Annotated in this window: 17 protein-coding genes and 1 pseudogene; 7 read left to right on the forward strand and 11 right to left on the reverse strand. The window is 59.6% G+C overall.

Translation table 11 applies throughout. The features are described 5' to 3' along the window. Window positions 1–40: 40 nt before the first annotated feature. The 9 genes and pseudogenes from HFO99_RS31405 to HFO99_RS31445 all read right to left on the reverse strand — a co-directional run. A pseudogene (locus tag HFO99_RS31405) lies at window positions 41–636 on the reverse strand (D-lyxose/D-mannose family sugar isomerase); the annotation flags it as partial. Beyond that, window positions 636–1,790, reverse strand: a complete 1,155-nt coding sequence (locus HFO99_RS31410) for a Gfo/Idh/MocA family protein (RefSeq protein ID WP_222365580.1) — start codon at window positions 1,788–1,790, stop codon at window positions 636–638. The pseudogene HFO99_RS31405 and the gene HFO99_RS31410, both read right to left, overlap by 1 nt. A gap of 22 nt (window positions 1,791–1,812) precedes the next feature. Continuing rightward, window positions 1,813–2,637 (reverse strand): class I fructose-bisphosphate aldolase, encoded by an 825-nt coding sequence (locus HFO99_RS31415; protein ID WP_222365581.1) that lies wholly within the window; start codon window positions 2,635–2,637, stop codon window positions 1,813–1,815. Window positions 2,638–2,774: 137 nt separating this feature from the next. Next, entirely contained in the window at window positions 2,775–3,548 is a 774-nt protein-coding gene (locus HFO99_RS31420; protein WP_222365582.1) for an SDR family NAD(P)-dependent oxidoreductase, read from the reverse strand. 11 nt (window positions 3,549–3,559) lie between these two features. Continuing rightward, the gene (locus HFO99_RS31425; protein WP_222365583.1) at window positions 3,560–4,285 is read right to left on the reverse strand and encodes an SDR family oxidoreductase; all 726 of its coding nucleotides are present in this window, start codon (window positions 4,283–4,285) and stop codon (window positions 3,560–3,562) included. 30 nt (window positions 4,286–4,315) lie between these two features. Then, window positions 4,316–5,596, reverse strand: a complete 1,281-nt coding sequence (locus HFO99_RS31430; RefSeq protein WP_222365584.1) for a D-tagatose-bisphosphate aldolase, class II, non-catalytic subunit — start codon at window positions 5,594–5,596, stop codon at window positions 4,316–4,318. After that, window positions 5,593–6,570 (reverse strand): sugar kinase, encoded by a 978-nt coding sequence (locus tag HFO99_RS31435; protein WP_222365585.1) that lies wholly within the window; start codon window positions 6,568–6,570, stop codon window positions 5,593–5,595. Before HFO99_RS31435 ends, HFO99_RS31430 begins: the two co-directional genes overlap by 4 nt. Window positions 6,571–6,600: 30 nt before the next feature. Further along, complete coding sequence (locus tag HFO99_RS31440; protein ID WP_222365586.1) at window positions 6,601–7,821, reverse strand: ROK family transcriptional regulator; 1,221 nt, start codon at window positions 7,819–7,821, stop codon at window positions 6,601–6,603. A gap of 62 nt (window positions 7,822–7,883) precedes the next feature. Then, window positions 7,884–8,768, reverse strand: coding sequence for a sugar phosphate isomerase/epimerase family protein (locus tag HFO99_RS31445; protein ID WP_222365587.1), 885 nt, complete (start codon window positions 8,766–8,768; stop codon window positions 7,884–7,886). A gap of 297 nt (window positions 8,769–9,065) precedes the next feature. On the opposite strand from HFO99_RS31445, the gene HFO99_RS31450 reads away from it, so the two are divergent. From HFO99_RS31450 to HFO99_RS31475, 6 genes are all read left to right on the forward strand, one after another. Beyond that, a complete protein-coding gene (locus HFO99_RS31450) occupies window positions 9,066–10,499 on the forward strand; it encodes an extracellular solute-binding protein (RefSeq protein ID WP_222332266.1) in 1,434 nt (477 codons plus the stop codon). A 97-nt stretch (window positions 10,500–10,596) separates the two neighbouring features. Further along, window positions 10,597–11,472, forward strand: a complete 876-nt coding sequence (locus HFO99_RS31455) for a carbohydrate ABC transporter permease (RefSeq protein WP_012756005.1) — start codon at window positions 10,597–10,599, stop codon at window positions 11,470–11,472. A gap of 4 nt (window positions 11,473–11,476) precedes the next feature. Next, window positions 11,477–12,316 (forward strand): carbohydrate ABC transporter permease, encoded by an 840-nt coding sequence (locus HFO99_RS31460; RefSeq protein ID WP_222251059.1) that lies wholly within the window; start codon window positions 11,477–11,479, stop codon window positions 12,314–12,316. Window positions 12,317–12,320: 4 nt separating this feature from the next. Next, window positions 12,321–12,527 (forward strand): DUF2160 family membrane protein, encoded by a 207-nt coding sequence (locus HFO99_RS31465; protein WP_222273521.1) that lies wholly within the window; start codon window positions 12,321–12,323, stop codon window positions 12,525–12,527. 109 nt (window positions 12,528–12,636) lie between these two features. Beyond that, entirely contained in the window at window positions 12,637–13,698 is a 1,062-nt protein-coding gene (locus tag HFO99_RS31470) for an ABC transporter ATP-binding protein (RefSeq protein WP_222332267.1), read from the forward strand. Between the two features lie 11 nt (window positions 13,699–13,709). Next, on the forward strand, window positions 13,710–14,435 hold the full coding sequence (locus tag HFO99_RS31475; protein WP_222365588.1) for an SDR family oxidoreductase: 726 nt from the start codon (window positions 13,710–13,712) through the stop codon (window positions 14,433–14,435). Between the two features lie 3 nt (window positions 14,436–14,438). On the opposite strand, the gene HFO99_RS31480 is transcribed toward HFO99_RS31475, so the two are convergent. Continuing rightward, window positions 14,439–14,696 carry a hypothetical protein gene (locus HFO99_RS31480; protein ID WP_222280844.1) on the reverse strand — a complete coding sequence of 86 codons (258 nt, stop codon included), beginning with the start codon at window positions 14,694–14,696 and terminating at the stop codon, window positions 14,439–14,441. Window positions 14,697–14,949: 253 nt separating this feature from the next. Further along, on the reverse strand, window positions 14,950–15,714 hold the full coding sequence (locus HFO99_RS31485; protein WP_222365589.1) for a response regulator transcription factor: 765 nt from the start codon (window positions 15,712–15,714) through the stop codon (window positions 14,950–14,952). 161 nt (window positions 15,715–15,875) lie between these two features. Between HFO99_RS31485 and HFO99_RS31490 the strand changes: the two genes are divergently transcribed. Next, window positions 15,876–16,145 (forward strand): hypothetical protein, encoded by a 270-nt coding sequence (locus HFO99_RS31490; protein WP_222365590.1) that lies wholly within the window; start codon window positions 15,876–15,878, stop codon window positions 16,143–16,145. The last annotated feature ends 267 nt before the right edge of the window (window positions 16,146–16,412 follow it).

Consider the following 16,412-nt stretch of genomic DNA (forward strand, 5'->3'; position numbering starts at 1 on the left):
GCGGCGGCTCGTCGTCCTCGATCGCGGCAAAACGCGCGATCGGCTCCAGAAAGAAATTATCCCGGTTGTCGTCGTTGACCTGGCTGACCTCGCCAACAAGGACAGGTCCGCCGCCTTTCCTGCCGTAGAAGCGGTGGCAGAGCCCGGTGCTGATCGTCACGCTCTGGCCAGGCTCAAGAACCAGAGGTTCCCATGCAGCGAGCCGATGCGGCAGTCCGTCTACCGGCACCGTCACATCCTCCGCCAGCACATTGCCATCGGCATCGGTTGCGGCGAATTCGATGACGAGATCGCCGCCGGCGCGATTGATGATGTCTTCCATCTTCGCCGCATGACGGTGCGTCGGCGTGACCTGCCCTTCGCCAACGAAGAGCAGCTTTTCGGCATAGGTCCGTTCACCTCTAACATCGACGATGCCATTGCGCAGGCTAAACAGAGGCCGCATTCGGCGAACCGGTCCGAGCCGAAATCGGTGACATCCCAACCCAGTTGATGGGCGCGCAAATAGGCCGATGCCTCGGGTTGAGCGGCAAAATCCGCTGCCGTCCAGGAGCCCCATGCCGGCAGCGACCAGTGCCAACGCTCGAGAGTCTCGGTTGCCCGCAGCAACGCGGCGTTGATCGCAGAACGCTTCATCAGGCTGGCGCCCCGTCATACGCGACCGATACCACGACGTCCTCGCGGCCGGATTTGAGGGCTGCCGTCAGGACCGCATGATGCGCCTGCGCTTCCGCCGGCGTCGCACAGCCGAAACCGTTGGCATTTCCGCCGGCAAGCTCATCGACGAAGGCCGCCCACATCTGCTGTATGGCGTCGGCAAAACCGAATTCGAAGATCTTGCCTGTTATGGCTGGAAACAGCGAGCCATAACCGAGATCCTCGGTGCTCCAGGCCTGGGCACCGCCATTGTAGTCCATCCACTGCCACTGGCGCGGCGACTTCGTGCTGAAGAACGCGCTTTTCTTCATGCCGAGAACTCTTAGGTACCAGGTGTTCGATTCACCGGGCGCGATGCGCCAGGTTTTCATCACCATCGGGAAATCCTGATCCCCGGTGCGCACGCGGCTGCTGATCGTGGCATTGTCCCAGGTGGTGCAGGGCAACATGCCGCCCTTGCCGTCAGGACGTTCGGTGACCTTCTTGACCAATTGCGCATGCAGGGTGGTCGGGCGCCAGCCGAGACGCAGCGGCACGTGCAGCACATGCATGCCGAGATCACCCATGCAGCCATAGTCGCCATTGATATCGGCCATACGCTTCCAGTTGATCGGCTTCTGCCGGTCGATATCCGAAGAGTGCAGAAAACCCGCCTCGACTTCGATTATCTCGCCCATCTCGCCGCTTTTTGCCAGCGCGATGACCTTCTGTGCTCCGGGGAAGAAAGGCATTTCCGACGAGCAGCGGACCAGGAGTTCGGGATGCTCGGCGAGAACCGCCGTGATCTCCCGGTTCTGCGCGGCGTCCATGCCGAAGGGTTTTTCACCGAGAAGATGCTTTCCGGCCTTCAGGATGTCGATGTAGAATTGCTGGTGCAGCACATGCGGGACAGCGCAATAGACCGCATCGACCTCGGGATTGGCCAGAAGCTCCTTATAGTCGGCGGTGAACTGCCGAACGGTCGGCACATGATCCCTGAACCAGTCGAGCAGCGTTGCGTTGGTATCACAGACGGCGACGATTTCCGGTCGCGCCTTCACATCGGCCAGATGCAGCCAGCGCGCCGCGGCACTCGCGAACTCGCGCCCCATCAGACCGCAACCGATGACGCCGAAGCGGAATATTTTCGTCATGACATCTCCTCCCAGACGCGCGTCAGCCAATATGCAGCGAAGCTTGCTCGACGGAAGCCTTGTCGTGGACGATCGCCATCAAGGCCCGCGTCATACCGGCAGGATTTTGATGCTGGATGACGTTGCGGCCATAGACGATGCCACGGGCGCCCTGCTCCATCAACTCTCTGGTGCGGATCAGAATTTCCTGATCCGAAACGCGACCGCCGCCGCGCACCAGCACCGGCAGGCCTTGGGCGATCTCGACCACGCGGTGATATTCCTCGACATTGTCGCACGGGTCGGCCTTGATGATATCGGCGCCGAGTTCGGCCGCCTGGCGCACGAGCGGCAGGATCTTGTCGATCGCGCCATCGACCATGTAGGCGCCCTTGGAATTGTCCTGCATGACAAGCGGCTCGACCATCAGCGGCATGCCGTAGATCTCGCATTCGCGTTTCAGGCTGTTCACATTGCGCACGCAGGCGCGGTAGACTTCCGGCTGGTCCGGCAGCATCAAAAGGTTGACGACGACACAGGCGGCATCCAATGCAACGCCCTGTTCCACAGCCCTGTCGATCATTTCGGAAAACAGCTGAGACGGCAGGGGATTGCCATAGATGTTGGCGATGTCGGTCCGCAGCACCAGTGCCGGACGATGCTTGCCGGGAATAGCCTGCAGAAGGGGTGCCGTCCCTGGCGGCAGCTGAATGGCATCCGGCGCCGCGTCCGCGATCACCTCGATGGCCGTCTTCATGTTCTCGATGCCGGAAAGGAAGGTCCGTTCATTGAACATGCCGTGATCGATAGCAACGTCAAAACAATTTCCAGACACGCCGAAAAGTCGGTTCAACCGCGCGGATTTCATCAGCTTCCTCCCAATATGGCAACGTTTCCACATCTGGATAAGCGCAGCAGGAATGCGAGTCAAGATAATGTGGTAACGTTTCCATACTGGTTTCCAGGTGTGGGCGAGGCGCCGCTTACACCTCGTCCTGGAAGGGACTACCAGCAGGTGAATCCTGCATCGACGTTGACGATCGCCCCGGTCATCAGGCTGGCGGCGCCCGAGGCGAGGAAGAGGACCGCGCTGGCAACCTCTTCCGGCGTTCCCATCCTGCCCATCGGCGTGTCGGCGAGCCAGAGCGGGATACGCTCGCGATTGGCTTCGACGGCCACCACCATCGGCGTCTCGATATAGGTGGGCGCAACGGCGTTTACCCTGATGCCGTGATGCGCCCACTCGGCGGCCAACGAGCGCGTGAGGTGATGGACGGCCGCCTTGGAGACGTTATAGGCCGTCTGAGGCTGAGGCCGGTTGCAGATGTGACCCGACATGGAGCCGAGGTTGACGATGGCGCCGCGTTTCATCGAAATCATCGGACGACCGAAGGCGCGCGAGCACCAGAAGACGCCGTTGAGATTGACGTCCATCATGCGCAGCCAATCCGCGTCGGTGAGACTCTCCGCCGCGATGCCGTTCTGGCCAATTCCGGCATTGTTGACGAGGATCGTCGCCGGCCGCCCGCCGTCGGCAAGCTCGGTTGCGATCGCGTCCATTCGGGCCGCGTCGGTGACGTCGCCCACCCGGACTTCGATGTCGTAGCCTCTGTCCCGGAGAGCAAGCGCTTGCTCAGCGTCGGCCTCGCTTCGCTCGATGACAACGACGGCAGCACCCGCCTCTGCCAGCGCCTCGGCGCAGCTGAGCCCGATCGCACGCCCTCCGCCCGTGACCACTGCCCGTTCGCCGTCGAGGCGAAATTTCTGCTGGTAACTCATGTTCGGCTCCTTCAGATGTCAAAGGCGCTTGGAAGCACCACGATATCGCGGATGGTGACGTTGCGCGGCCGGGTCAGCATGAAGATGATCGCGTCGGCGACTTCCTTCGGCTCGATCAAAGCTCCGGCCTCCTTGGCTTTGCGAAGGTTTTCCTCCGGCCAATCCGCAAGCAAAGCGCTGATCACCGGCCCCGGAGAAACCGACCCCACACGAATGCCACTTTTCAGAAGCTGGCGTCGCATCGTCTGGACGAAGCAGGTCATCGCCCATTTCGACGACGAATAGACCGGTTCCCATGGTATCGCCGAATGTCCAGCAACGGAACTGGTGACGACAATGTCGCCGGTGCCACGTTCGATCATGTGAGGAATGACATTTCGAACGTTCTTGATCACGACATTGACGTTGAGATTGAGCATCCGATCGATGCTATCGAGATCGGTTTCCATCAGGTCGCCGCCGATATAGGTGCCTGCATTGGCATGCAGGATGTCGAGCTTGCCGGTCTTCGACAGAATGCCCTCGAGCAGTCCCGCACACTGGTGCGGATCCAGCAAGTTGATCTTGAGCGGAATAGCGCGCTCGCCAAGCCGCGCGCAAACCGTTTCAAGGGCCTTCTCATCGCGGTCGACCAGCACGACCGTCGCCCCAGCGGCGAGCATTGCCTCCGTCGAAGCGAGCCCTATTCCGGACGCAGCGCCCGTGACCGCCGCGATCTTCCCATTCAAATCCGTCATCGATTTTTCCTCCTGTCTTGATCCTGATTGTCAATTCTTCCCGACGCCGCAAGCGGCATGATAGTCCGAGAGACTCTTCGTCACCCTCCAGATCAAAACCTGTTCCGGATCGAGCGGCGCATCTGCGAAATCCTGTGCAGCCGGCATGTGCTGCCAAAGCAAGGGCAGCGGTACCGATTGGCTCCGAAGGGCTTCGCACAGCTGCCGGACGGCATCTTGTGCTTCAGCCGACGCCCAATAATAGCGGATGCGGTCGGAGAGCGAATAGTGCCGCAACCAGCGCATCTCGGCGTTTGTGCCGTGGTAGTGGCGGCTCCAGTTGCCTGTCTGATCGAGCATCAGCGCCTCCATCGCCTGGTAGAGCGGACGCTGGCCGTAATCAGGCAAAAGGTCCGAAGCGATCGCATCCAGCGCGTAGAGCGCCTCGCGCAGGACGAAGGTCAGCTCGGGACCGACTTTCAGAATGGGAAACCCGTCCTCCACCAGCGCGGTCAAAGGCTTGGTTCCCTGATAATCCGTCGAGTGCGCCTCGAAGACAAACTGCGGCTCGTCGGTGAGCACCGATTTCAGCTCGTCTATCTTGCTCCGGTCGTACAGGATGACATTCTGATTGCCGAACTCGACGCCCGGCTGCACGACCAGCCCGATGGCCCGTCCAAATGCTTGCCCGAGTCCTGCCTCCGCAAAGATCCGGCGGTGGACTTCGATCGTCTTCAGCGCCGCCGCGGCCGCCGTCGGTTCGATGGTTGTCAGGGCATGATCGGCCCCGCCCGGCGGCGGCACTTCGGTGCCGATGACGTAAACCGGCATTGCGCCGCCGGTCTTCTTTGCCGAGGCCTCGGCGACCGCCGCAAGCCGGACGGCGCGATGGGCGGTGGTTTCGTCGTCGAGTGCCACCGGCTCACCCTTGCAGCCCATCGAGGCGTCGAGGTGAACCTTGCGGAATCCGGCGTCGACATAGGCGGCAACCATCTTCTCCGCCTCGGCCATCGCCTCTTCCGCCGGGCGGTCGCGCCAAGGATTGGGGCCGAGATGATCGCCGCCGAGAATGATCAGATTTTCGGGGCACCCTTCCTCCACTGCGATCTTCATCACGAGAGACGCGAAGTCGCTTGGCGTCATTCCGGTGTAGCCGCCAAGGTGGTTGACTTGGTTGCAGGTCGCTTCGATCAGGACGGTGCTCTCCTGTTGCCGCCCGTGTCGGAGTGCTGCTCGAAGCACGATCGGATGGGCGGAGCATACGGAGGTCACGCCTCTGGGGTGGCCTTCGATCCTCAGCTTGGCCAGCTCGTTGAGATGCACCTCCATCATGGGCGCCTTTCCGTTGAAGCGATGAACGCATCGAGTTCTTGCTGAGTGCCGGCGCCTTCCATCGGTCCCAGGACCGTCACGTTGCGGGCGCCAGCGGCCGAGCCATAGGTCAGAGCTTGCTGCGGAGACATTCCGAGCCGCCGGCAGGTGAGATAGGCACCGCCGAAGCAGTCGCCGGCGCCGGTGGGGTCAAGCTCCTGAACGACAAATGCCGGAGCGTCGATGCGGTCTCCGTCCCTGCCGAAATAGGTCGCGCCGTCGGCTCCGCGCTTCAACACGATCTCCTTGACGCCCATCTCGAACAAGCGGCGGATCGCTTCTGCCTCGCCTTCGACACCTGCGGCACGCTCTAGTTCTTCTCCGGACGGCAAAAGCAGGTCGGCGGCAGCGACAAGCTTGGAAAACCGCCGCTCGGTGTCCTTGTCCAGCTTCAATTCCTTGCGAATGTTCGGATCCACCGAGAGCGTTCCCCCGCGTGCCTTGACGGTGTCGACCGCCTTGTCGATCACCTCGCGCGCACTGGGCACCGACAGAGCCGAGCCCATCACGTGAAGATGCCCGCTCCGATGGATGAGGCCGCCGACCGTTTGAGACCAGCCGAAGCGCGCGGCTGCAGATGTGGCGATGTTGTAGACGAAATCCCGGGAGCCATCCTTGCGGTAGCGGACAAAGGCGCTTCCTGTGGGATAATCCGGATCGATCGATATCGTCGAAATATCGACGCCGTCGCGTTTGAGGCGATCCGTATTGACACGACCGAAATCGTCATCGCCGACGGCGCCCACCATGGCGGCCTTGCCGCCGAGGCGACCGCACTGCGAGATGAAGATCGCCGGCGCTCCGCTCGCAAACGGACCGACAAGCGGCTGGGCTTCGAGAAACCCGTCTCCGACCGTCGTGGCGACGATCTCGACGAGGATCTCCCCTACGCAAACCGTGGGACCAAGCGCGTCCGGAGCCAGTACTGAAGTCATTTGCAATCCTGCTTTCGATCGTTCTTGTCGTCAACTCGTCGGCGCCTGAACCGGCGCACCGTCCTCGCTGCCGAACTCCTCGCTCTCCAATGACAGAAAGCGCTGGTGCAACATGCATGCCGCCCCGAAGGCGGAACCGAACTCCGCATCACCATCCACGACGACCTCCGGCGTGGGAAAAGGGATGTTCTGCCCCTCCGACATGTGAACCGCCACGCGGGCGGCCACCATCGGGTAGAGGGATGCCACGGAGCCACCCAGCACGATCCTGTCGGGATCGAGCAGACGACAGGCCTGCAGCAATGCGTATGCGAGATGGCGCGACCAGGTTTCGGCGATATTGACGGCGGCCGGGACACGGTCGCGAACACCGCCGAGGAAATCCTGCAGATCCGCGTCCCCGCGGCCGACAGCCTCACGATACTGCCTGATGAGCACCTCGCGACCGATCAGTTGTTCAAACTTCTGACCGCCGCTCCCCGGCACCAGGGTGTGGCCGATTTCTCCTGCCAGACCGTGGCCGCCCCGGAACAGCTTGCCATCGATCATGATGCCGCCACCGACGCCGGTTTCCATCAGCAGAAACAGGGTCACGCCTGCGGCGCCGTGACGATAGCTGTCGCCGATCGCAAAGGCGTTGGCGTCGTTTTCGACCGCGATCGGCACGGCGGCCGGGAAGGCGGCCAGGAAGGCGGATCGCCCAATCTCCTTCAACGACACGTCTCGCCAGCCGATGATGGGTGCGAGGGTGACAATTCCGTCCGGCCGGATGTGGGCCGGCGCCGATATGCCCAGCCCCTTGCACCGTCCGATCATCCTCTTTTCCATCGCACTGACAATAAGCTCGACGCCCCGCGCCACGGCCTCCTCCACGGTCGAAGACATGGTGTCGAATGCCATTTTCCGACATGCCCGGACGTCGGCGGAGAGATCGATAACTGCCGCCGAGATATGCTCGACGCCAATCTCTATCCCGACGAAGAATGCCGCATCGGGGACCAGTTCGAGCATGATGCCCGGGCGCCCGGCACGGGAATGTTCCAGGCGCTGCCTGCCGCTCTCGTCCGACTCCTGAACGAACCCGCCTTCCGTCAACTCGGCGACGATCTCTCCCGAGGATGAGCGATTCATCCCAAGCTTCCGGGCGAGATCCGCGCGGCTGAGGCTTCGGTGGGCATAGATCGTCTGCAAGGCGGCGACGATATTGTTCTGCCGGATCCTGCGCGGCGAACTTCCGATGGTGTCGTTCATATTTCAATTCCCTTCAGTCGGCCCAACCCTTACATGACTGGAACAGGCTGTCAGAGGGATAATCAGGGCCGCGCGTTTGTGGCGCGGCGACGCTTGGCCTCGTCATATTTCAGCTCGATGTAGCGCTTCGCGTGCGCCGCAAGCGGATCATTATCCTCCCAGGTGTCGCGCCAGATCGCGCAGGCGAGCGACAGGCCTTCGTCGACGACCGTCGTCGAGAAGCTCTCGAACACGATGTCGCGCTTGTAGTCGATGTCGAGCAGAGCGTCGAAGATCAGATCGAAGTTGATGACGCCGTCGCCGAGATAGCCGCGATTGCTCTCGCCGATGTGGAAGTAGCCGATCTTGTCGCCGGCCAGGCGGATCGCGGCGGCCGGATTGGCTTCCTCGATATTCATATGGAACGTGTCGAGGTGGAGACGAACATGCTCCGATCCCGTCTCGGCGATGAACTTCAGTCCCTGCGCCGCCGTATTCAGCAGGTTCGTCTCGAACCGGTTGACAACCTCGAGGACGAGGTCGACGTTCGCTTGTCTCGCGACTTCGGCGGTCGCGGCGATCGCGGCGACGCTGTTGTCCCAGCCCTTCTTCGTCGGCTGGCGATTGTACTTGGTGTGCGCGGAATAGAGAATCCCGCCGAGCTTGTTGCCGCCGATATCACGGACCGCACGAACGGCGTCTGCGAGCGTCTGCTTGCCGGCGGATACCGCAGGGGCATCCTCGCTCGATACGTCCTTGTCGAGCGGCAGACCCATCGTCACGCCAATCTCGACGTCAAGCGACTGCGCAAGCTTTGCCAGACGGTCGAGATTGAATTTCTCGGGGCGCAGATAGGCAAATTCGATGGTGCGATATCCGTGTTCGGCCGACTTGTTGAGGGCCATCTCCAGCCCTTCCTGCGTTTGGCCGCCTGTCCATACAAATGAATGGATACCCAATCGACGCATAGCCTTTTCCTCCAAAAAATGCCTTTGGCTGCACACAGTGCTATGCCATTTAGTTTGGCAAGACAACAAATAATTTTGGCTGAATTTTTTTTGCTGCTTTGCAAAAATACTTTGCAATGCAATATTTTAAGCTTCTCGCCGTTACATTCTAATCTCTACGAGAAATTAGTTTCTGCAAAAATCAATGGGATAGACCAGCGATTTGCATGTTTAGACAACAAATGTTGCGCCGGCAGTTTTTTTGGCCTACACAATGCATCGGCGAAATGATCTCGCTGCAATTTGGGAGGATTGAAAATGAACTATGCTTTGAAGGCTAGCGCGCTTGCGCTGACGCTCAGCCTCGCCGCCACTGCTTCGCCTGCCTGGGCTGACTTCTGGTCCGACGCCGGCGCCAAATTCAAAGGCGTGACACTGCACGGCGTCACCGAAAGCACCCCGCCATCGAACTACATCAGGAACGTGCTCGCTCCGGAATTCGAAAAGAAGACCGGCATCAAGGTCGATATCGAGACGACCTCCTGGGATCAGATGTACGACAAGGCCATCAAGGACATGGAAGCCAAGACCGGCATCTATGACATGGTCTACATCGAGCAGGACATCATCTATTCCTATCTGGCCAGGAATTTCCTCATCGACATCACCAAGACGCTGAAAGACCAGCCGGATCTGAAGGCGCCGACCTACGACGATGCGAACTTCACCAGCTTTGCCGACTACTTCAAGGACGCGAGCGGCGATCTCTTCGGCGTTCCGATGGAAGCCTTCTTGAAGACCTATCTCTACCGCAAGGACCTGTTCGATGATCCGAAGATCAAGGAAGCCTTCAAGAAGGAAACCGGCAAGGACTTGAAGCCGGCGACCACCCACGCGGAATACACCCAGATCGCCGAATTCTTCACGAAGTACGGCAAGGACAATGGCATGGAGCTCTGGGGCACGACTGCCCAGGCACATACAGGCCATGCGGCATCGTGGTATGAATTCTTCGAGTCGATCGCGCCGACCTTCGGCGTCTACAATTGGGGCATCGACGCCAAGAACAATTATGCGGCGACGGTGGAACATGGCGGCGCGATGAACAGCGACAAGGCGAAGGCCGCGTTGAAGTATTGGCTGCACCTGCGCGACATCGCTCCTCCGGAATCGACCCAGTCAACCTGGACGGAAACCGCAACGACCTTCGCCGCGGGCCGTGTCGCCCAGGGACTGATCTACGGTGAGAATGCCGCGTGGATCGCAAGCGATCCAGCGCAGTCGAAGGTGGTCGGCCAGGTCGGGTTCGCTCTGCCGCCGCTCGAGCCGGGCGTGCTGGACGACGCGAAAGCCGGCAAGGGCTATATCGGCTACTACGATGGCGGCGCCTTCGGCGTGCCGGTCACGTCCAAGAACAAGGAAGCGTCGCTGCTCTTCCTCGAATTCATCGGTCAGAACGAAGTGCAGCCCGATTGGGCCATCGCCGCGCCGCGCATCACCAACAAGGCGACGTTCGACGATCCGAAGGTGAAGGAGATGGACATCAAGCTCGGCGGCTTCTACACGATGCTGAAGGACGAGGGCAAGCTCTTCGCCGGCGCTCCTCCCTATCCCTTCCATGCGCAGGTGCGTGAAGCGACCGCTCCCATCTTCTACGACATCCTGACCGGCAAGATCGGCCCCGATCAAGGCCTCGACCAGATGGCGGCCAAGGCCGAAGAAGAGCTCACCTCGCTCGGCTATCGCAAATAAAACATCCTCCCCAACTTGACGGGTCGTTCCGACGACCCGTCATCTTCCGTTCCCAGATGGAGCGGACGTCCACATCGTGTTCAATGGGGGATAGGCGATGCATTCGCAGAAGCTCGGGTGGCTGTTGCTGTCACCGACCATAGTGATCCTCGGACTGTTCGGGATCTTTCCTTTCATCTACGTCCTCTGGGTCTCTTTCCATTCATGGAACCCGTTCGCGGCCAATCCGGGCATGATTTTCAACTGGGCCGAGAACTATCGGCGGCTCGTCTTCGACCCGCAGTTCCTGGCATCGCTTGGCATCACCCTGACATTCGTCTTCTTCGCGGTCGTCTCGGAGCTGGTCCTTGGCTACATCCTCGCCCAGGCGCTGCTCAAGGACTTTCCCGGAAAAGCGGTGTTTCGCACGATCCATACGCTGCCACTGATCATGGCGCCGATCATCGTCGGCTCAGTCTGGAAGCTGATGACCACCCCGTCCATCGGCATCATTCCCTATCTTCTGAGGAGCTGGTTCGGCTACGATCTGAATATCGGCCAGAGCGCGGTTGCGGCCTTCACCGTCACTGTCATCATGGACATCTGGCACTGGACGCCGCTCGTCACCCTCTCGCTGATCGCCGCACTCGTCTCACTTCCTTCAGACCCGTTCGAGCAGGCGCAGATCGATGGCGCGGGCAAGAGCCAGATCTTCTGGCACATAACGCTGCCCCTGATCCGTCCGGCCATGCTCGCCACCGTGTTCATCCGGCTGATGGATGCGCTGCGCACTGTCGACGAAGTCCTGATGCTGACCGGCGGCGGTCCGGGTTCATCGACGCGTTACATCGGCGTCCATATCTTCAAGGAAGTCTTTCCCAAGACGAATTACGGCTACGGTTCGGCGATCTCCGTCATCGTCCTCTATCTCACCATCGTCGTCTGCTGGCTGCTCTACGTCGGTTTGATTGCGCCCCGCGTGAAGAGAGGTTGAAGCGATGAAGAAGACCCGTTTTCCCTGGCTTCCGGTCGTCCTGTGGGCCTTGATAAGCCTCGCGACCCTTTTCCCGATCTACTGGCTCTTCGTCATATCGGTGAAACAGCCCTTCGACCTGTTCTCGACGCCCGATGTCATTCTCCGGAGCTTCTTCTGGAAGAACTACCAGGACGTGCTGACCAATCCGACCTTGCGCGGATACATGCTCAACTCGATGATCATTTCGTCAGGCAACGCGCTGCTCGTCACCACACTCGGCTTCCTTGCCTGCTACGCCCTGACGCGCTTCGACCTCGCCGGCAAGGAAAGCATCTTCTTCTGGACGATCACCAACCGCATGGCGCCGCCGGCGGTCTTCCTCTTGCCGCTTTTCCTGCTGCTGACGCAGGTTTACAGGATCGGCGACTTCTCGCTCGCCGATTCCAAGCTGGGCATGATCCTGGTCTATTGCTCCTTCAACCTTCCCTTCGCCATCTGGACGCTGCGTCCGACCGTGGACGGCATTCCGAAGGAATTGGACGAGGCGGCCTACATGGACGGCGCGAGCCCATGGACTGTCCTCTATGATATCATCTTTCCTTTGGCACGGCCCGGACTTGCGGTGACGCTGATCCTGACCTGGGTGTTTGCGTGGAACGAATACCTGCTGGCAGCGACGCTCACCAACTTCCATGCGCGGACACTCACCACCGGCTTGTCTGAATATGTGACGACGACGGGGACGGCCTGGGGCATCATGGCCGCGATTTCCATGCTGACATTGGTTCCGGCGCTCATCGTCTTTTCGGTGGTCCAGCGTCACATCGTCGCCGGCCTGACCTTCGGCGCCGTGAAAGGATGAAACGATGACGTCTCAATCAGAAAATAACGAACGCAAGCCGGGATTTCTGCCGATCGAAACCAACTGGTTCGACCGGCTCTTCATTTCGATCGTGATCTGGGTCGCGCTCTCCCTGTTCTGGATGCGGTTCATCGAGCCGTTCGGGCCTTCGGTATGGTTTGCGGCGGCAATCTCGGCGGTCCTTGGCGCCTATGTCGTCTGGAAGGGATGAGCCGATGAATTCCGTCTACAACACCAAAACACTACAGCGCCGCGCCTCTTCTCAGACGCGCAAAGGACGCTGTAGCACTTTAAATTCTGCATGCTGAAGGAGAACGACATTGGCAAACGTACAGGTTAGCGACGTCACCAAGAAGTATGGCTCTCTTCAGGTCATGCATGGCGTGAGCGTCGACATCGAGGACGGCGAATTCGTCGTTCTGGTCGGTCCCTCCGGATGCGGCAAGTCCACCCTGCTCCGGATGATCGCCGGGCTGGAGACGGTCAGCAGCGGAGACATCCGGATCGGCGGCCGTGTCGTCACCGACGCTCCTCCAAAGGAGCGTGACATCGCGATGGTCTTCCAGAGCTACGCGCTCTATCCCCATAAGACGGTCGCCGAGAATATGGGCTTTCCGCTGAAGATGGCCAAACGTCCGAAGGCGGAGATCGACGAGAAGGTCGGCAGGGCGGCCGAGATCCTCGATCTGACGCGTTATCTCGACCGCTATCCGAAGCAACTCTCGGGCGGACAGCGTCAACGCGTGGCGATGGGTCGTGCTATCGTCCGAGATCCGAAGGTCTTCCTGTTCGACGAGCCATTGTCGAACCTCGACGCTAAACTCCGCGTCACCATGCGCGTCGAGATCAAGGAGCTTCACCAGCGGCTGAAGACCACCACCGTCTACGTCACGCACGATCAGATCGAGGCGATGACGATGGCCAACAAGATCGTGGTGATGCGCGACGGTAGGGTCGAGCAGATCGGCAAGCCTCTCGATCTCTACGACTTCCCCGTCAACCTCTTCGTCGCCGGCTTCATCGGCAGCCCATCGATGAACTTCCTTGAGGGCCGCATAGCCACAAGCGACGGCAGGAAGATCGTCGTCACCGACCAGGGCATCGCCCTTCCGATGGCGGACACGAATGCGGATGAAGGACGAGCCGTTACCTACGGTATCAGACCGGAGCACATCACGATCGGCGAAGAAGGCGTTCCGGTCGAAGTCTCGGTGTTCGAGCCGACGGGTTCCGAGACGTTGATCTTCGGCCGCACGGGAGGCGTGCCGATCGACGCGCTGATCCGCGAGCGTATCGAGGTCGATCCCGGACGGACGATGTACTTCCACATCGATCCCCGACGTGCGCATATCTTCGATCGGGAAACAGGCCAGAGACTGTAGGAGAACGACCCATGGAGTTCAAAGGAAAGACCGTGATCGTGACCGGCGCCGGCAAAGGCATCGGACGCGAAATTGTAAGGATGCTCGTCGAACGGGGTGCGCAGGTCGTCGCGCTCACCCGGAGTGCTGGCGACGTCGAAGCGCTACGGGGGCAATTCGGCTGCCGGGCAATCCAGGTGGATCTCGCGGATGCCGATGCCACCAGAGAGGCTGTCATCGCTGCCCTTCCCGCAGATTTCCTTGTCAACTGCGCCGGCACGACCGAGCTCCAGCCGTTCCTGGAGACAACCGTCGAAGCATTCGATCGCCTTGTCGCGGTCAATACGCGTGCTCCGATGATCGTCGCCCAGGAATATGCCCGTTCGCTGATCAAGGAAGGTCGTCCTGGCGCCATCGTCAATGTCTCGTCGGTCGCGTCCTTCGTCGGCATCCCCGACCACGCCGCCTATTGTGCATCGAAGGGTGGATTGGATGGCTTGACGCGGGTCATGGCAAAAGAGCTTGCGCCTCACGGCATACGCGCAAACGGCGTCCACCCAACGGTGACGTTGACGCCAATGGCGGTGAAGGCATGGAGCGATCCCGAGAAGGCCGCAGGGATGATGAAGCGAATTCCGGTCGGACGCTTCGCCGAGCCGGCAGACATCGCCGAAGTTGTTCTTTTCCTGCTCTCCGATCAGGCGGCCATGGTGAACGGCATCTCGATGCCGGTGGATGGCGGCTATATGATTGCTTGAAGCTCAGGACGAACGTGCAGTGCGGCCCGGCGATTGCAACACCGGAAGCGGCGACGTTGACCGCCGCACCAATCGGCGCAGTTCATCCTGATCAACAAAGTGATCCGTCACGCCGGCCTCTTTATCCGGATGGCTGAAAACAAGACCATCAGCATCCTCAAGCTTCAGAGCTTGCTCCGTATTCATGATCCCGAGCGCCTGGCGCTCGTACTCGGACTCAAGCGCCGCCTCGACGATGGCTTTTCTCTTGCGCATGTCCATGTCCTCCGTTCCTGAAATGGTAACGGGCGGCCGGACTCGCGGTTCCGATCATGGCATCACGATATGAGACCCGTTGATACGAACGCCCCGCCGATGCGTGGCCCGCGCGATGACAGCACACGGCTGTGCCAATCCTCGTCAATTGGCAACGGTCTGAGTCAGGGAGCAATCTTCGGCGCCTTTGGCGGGGGCAAACCGTGCTCCGAAACCCAACTAAAACGTTGAGACGGCTCCCCCGCACTGGCGACACCGCCTAACTCGGCGAAGCGTCAGGCTCACTGGCGGCTCTTTGAATTAAGCGGGCAACCACTTCAGTGCGGTTCTGCGCCTGCAGCTTGCGCATTATGTGTTGCAAATGCATCTTCACCGTATGCCCCGACAAATTGAGTTTTCCTGCAATGACCTTATTTGAACAGCCGCATTGCAGCTCTGCGAGGACATCCGCTTCCCGGGGAGTGAAATCAGCAATCGCCAAGTACTGCATCCTGTCATCCAAGCTTTTTTCGGCCTCATTTCTGGCCGGAATATGCTCGCTTGAGCCGTTTGTACCAGCTCCCAATAGCTGCGGGAAAAATGTTCCTCCTGCCAGAACGAGACGAAGACCGGCAAGAGCAATGTCAACGGGAAGTGAAGTCGAGAAAAAGCCGCGGATTCCCATCTTGAGTGCTTGACGGGCTATGATCGCGTCATCCGTACGTGAGAGCAACGTGACAGGAGCCTCAGGAAAACGTGCGGCAATCGCCGCGAGATCATCACGCAGGCTGGTGCTCTCAACACTTCTGCCGGCCAGACCCAATACAGTCAAGCGCACCTCAGTTCCAAGAGCACTATCGAGACTCTCGGTCGAGATCAAATCTATAACGTTCCATCCGCCGAGTTCACGCTCAAGAAGCTTCACCACGGTGGTGCGCGCCAATGTAGAATGCTCGATGATGATCACAGTTGGTGCATTGCGCCCCATACGGCGCCTAGTTCCAGCAATGTCGGACACTTGCGTGCTCCCCACGAATATTTGCAACGCAACAGCTATTCATATTATTCCTGTTCTCATTACATGTCATGATAAAAAGTGAGTGTATCTCAGATATTAATAGTCTGATCTCTCATGATAATTCTTATAGTCTATAAGATATCAACGATAGATAACTGGGCTTGCAGAGAACATTTAAGAGATTTTTCATGACGTCCTGCTGGTTCGACTTGTCGCTGCAGACTTTCCAGCCATCGCCGAATTCACGTATGGCAAGCGGGTCAACAAAGCTTTCAAAGGCATTGAAAAGGCAATCGATCTGCTACAGACCCATCTCGGAAAGCGCCATTGGATATAACGAGCTGCCGATCGGCTCGGCTTTGTTTCCATATCTCAATTCAAAGCAGTCGCAGACCCGACAGCAAAACGACAAACGCGAAAAGCAACAAAAGCCTGAGATCGCTGACTACCCGTTATGATTAGTAAAACTGCGCTCCAATGACGCATTAATACCAGCTAGCATTGTTCTCCCGCAGGCAGGACTATGCCGGCACCGACCGATAGCGGCCGGAGGTCACGGCCCCTGGCGGCAGAAATCGGCGACAATGCGGATGAGGTCATGGTGGAATATTCGGGATCTCAGTGAGCCCGCCGTTCAGTGCCATGTCGGCCCAAGGAGCCGAATGCCGGGCGGAGGAAACAATTCAACACATGGCTTGAAAGATCGCACGAAGAACGGTTTCGTG

It is taken from the genome of Rhizobium leguminosarum (assembly GCF_019798305.1).
Classification (GTDB): domain Bacteria; phylum Pseudomonadota; class Alphaproteobacteria; order Rhizobiales; family Rhizobiaceae; genus Rhizobium; species Rhizobium leguminosarum_U.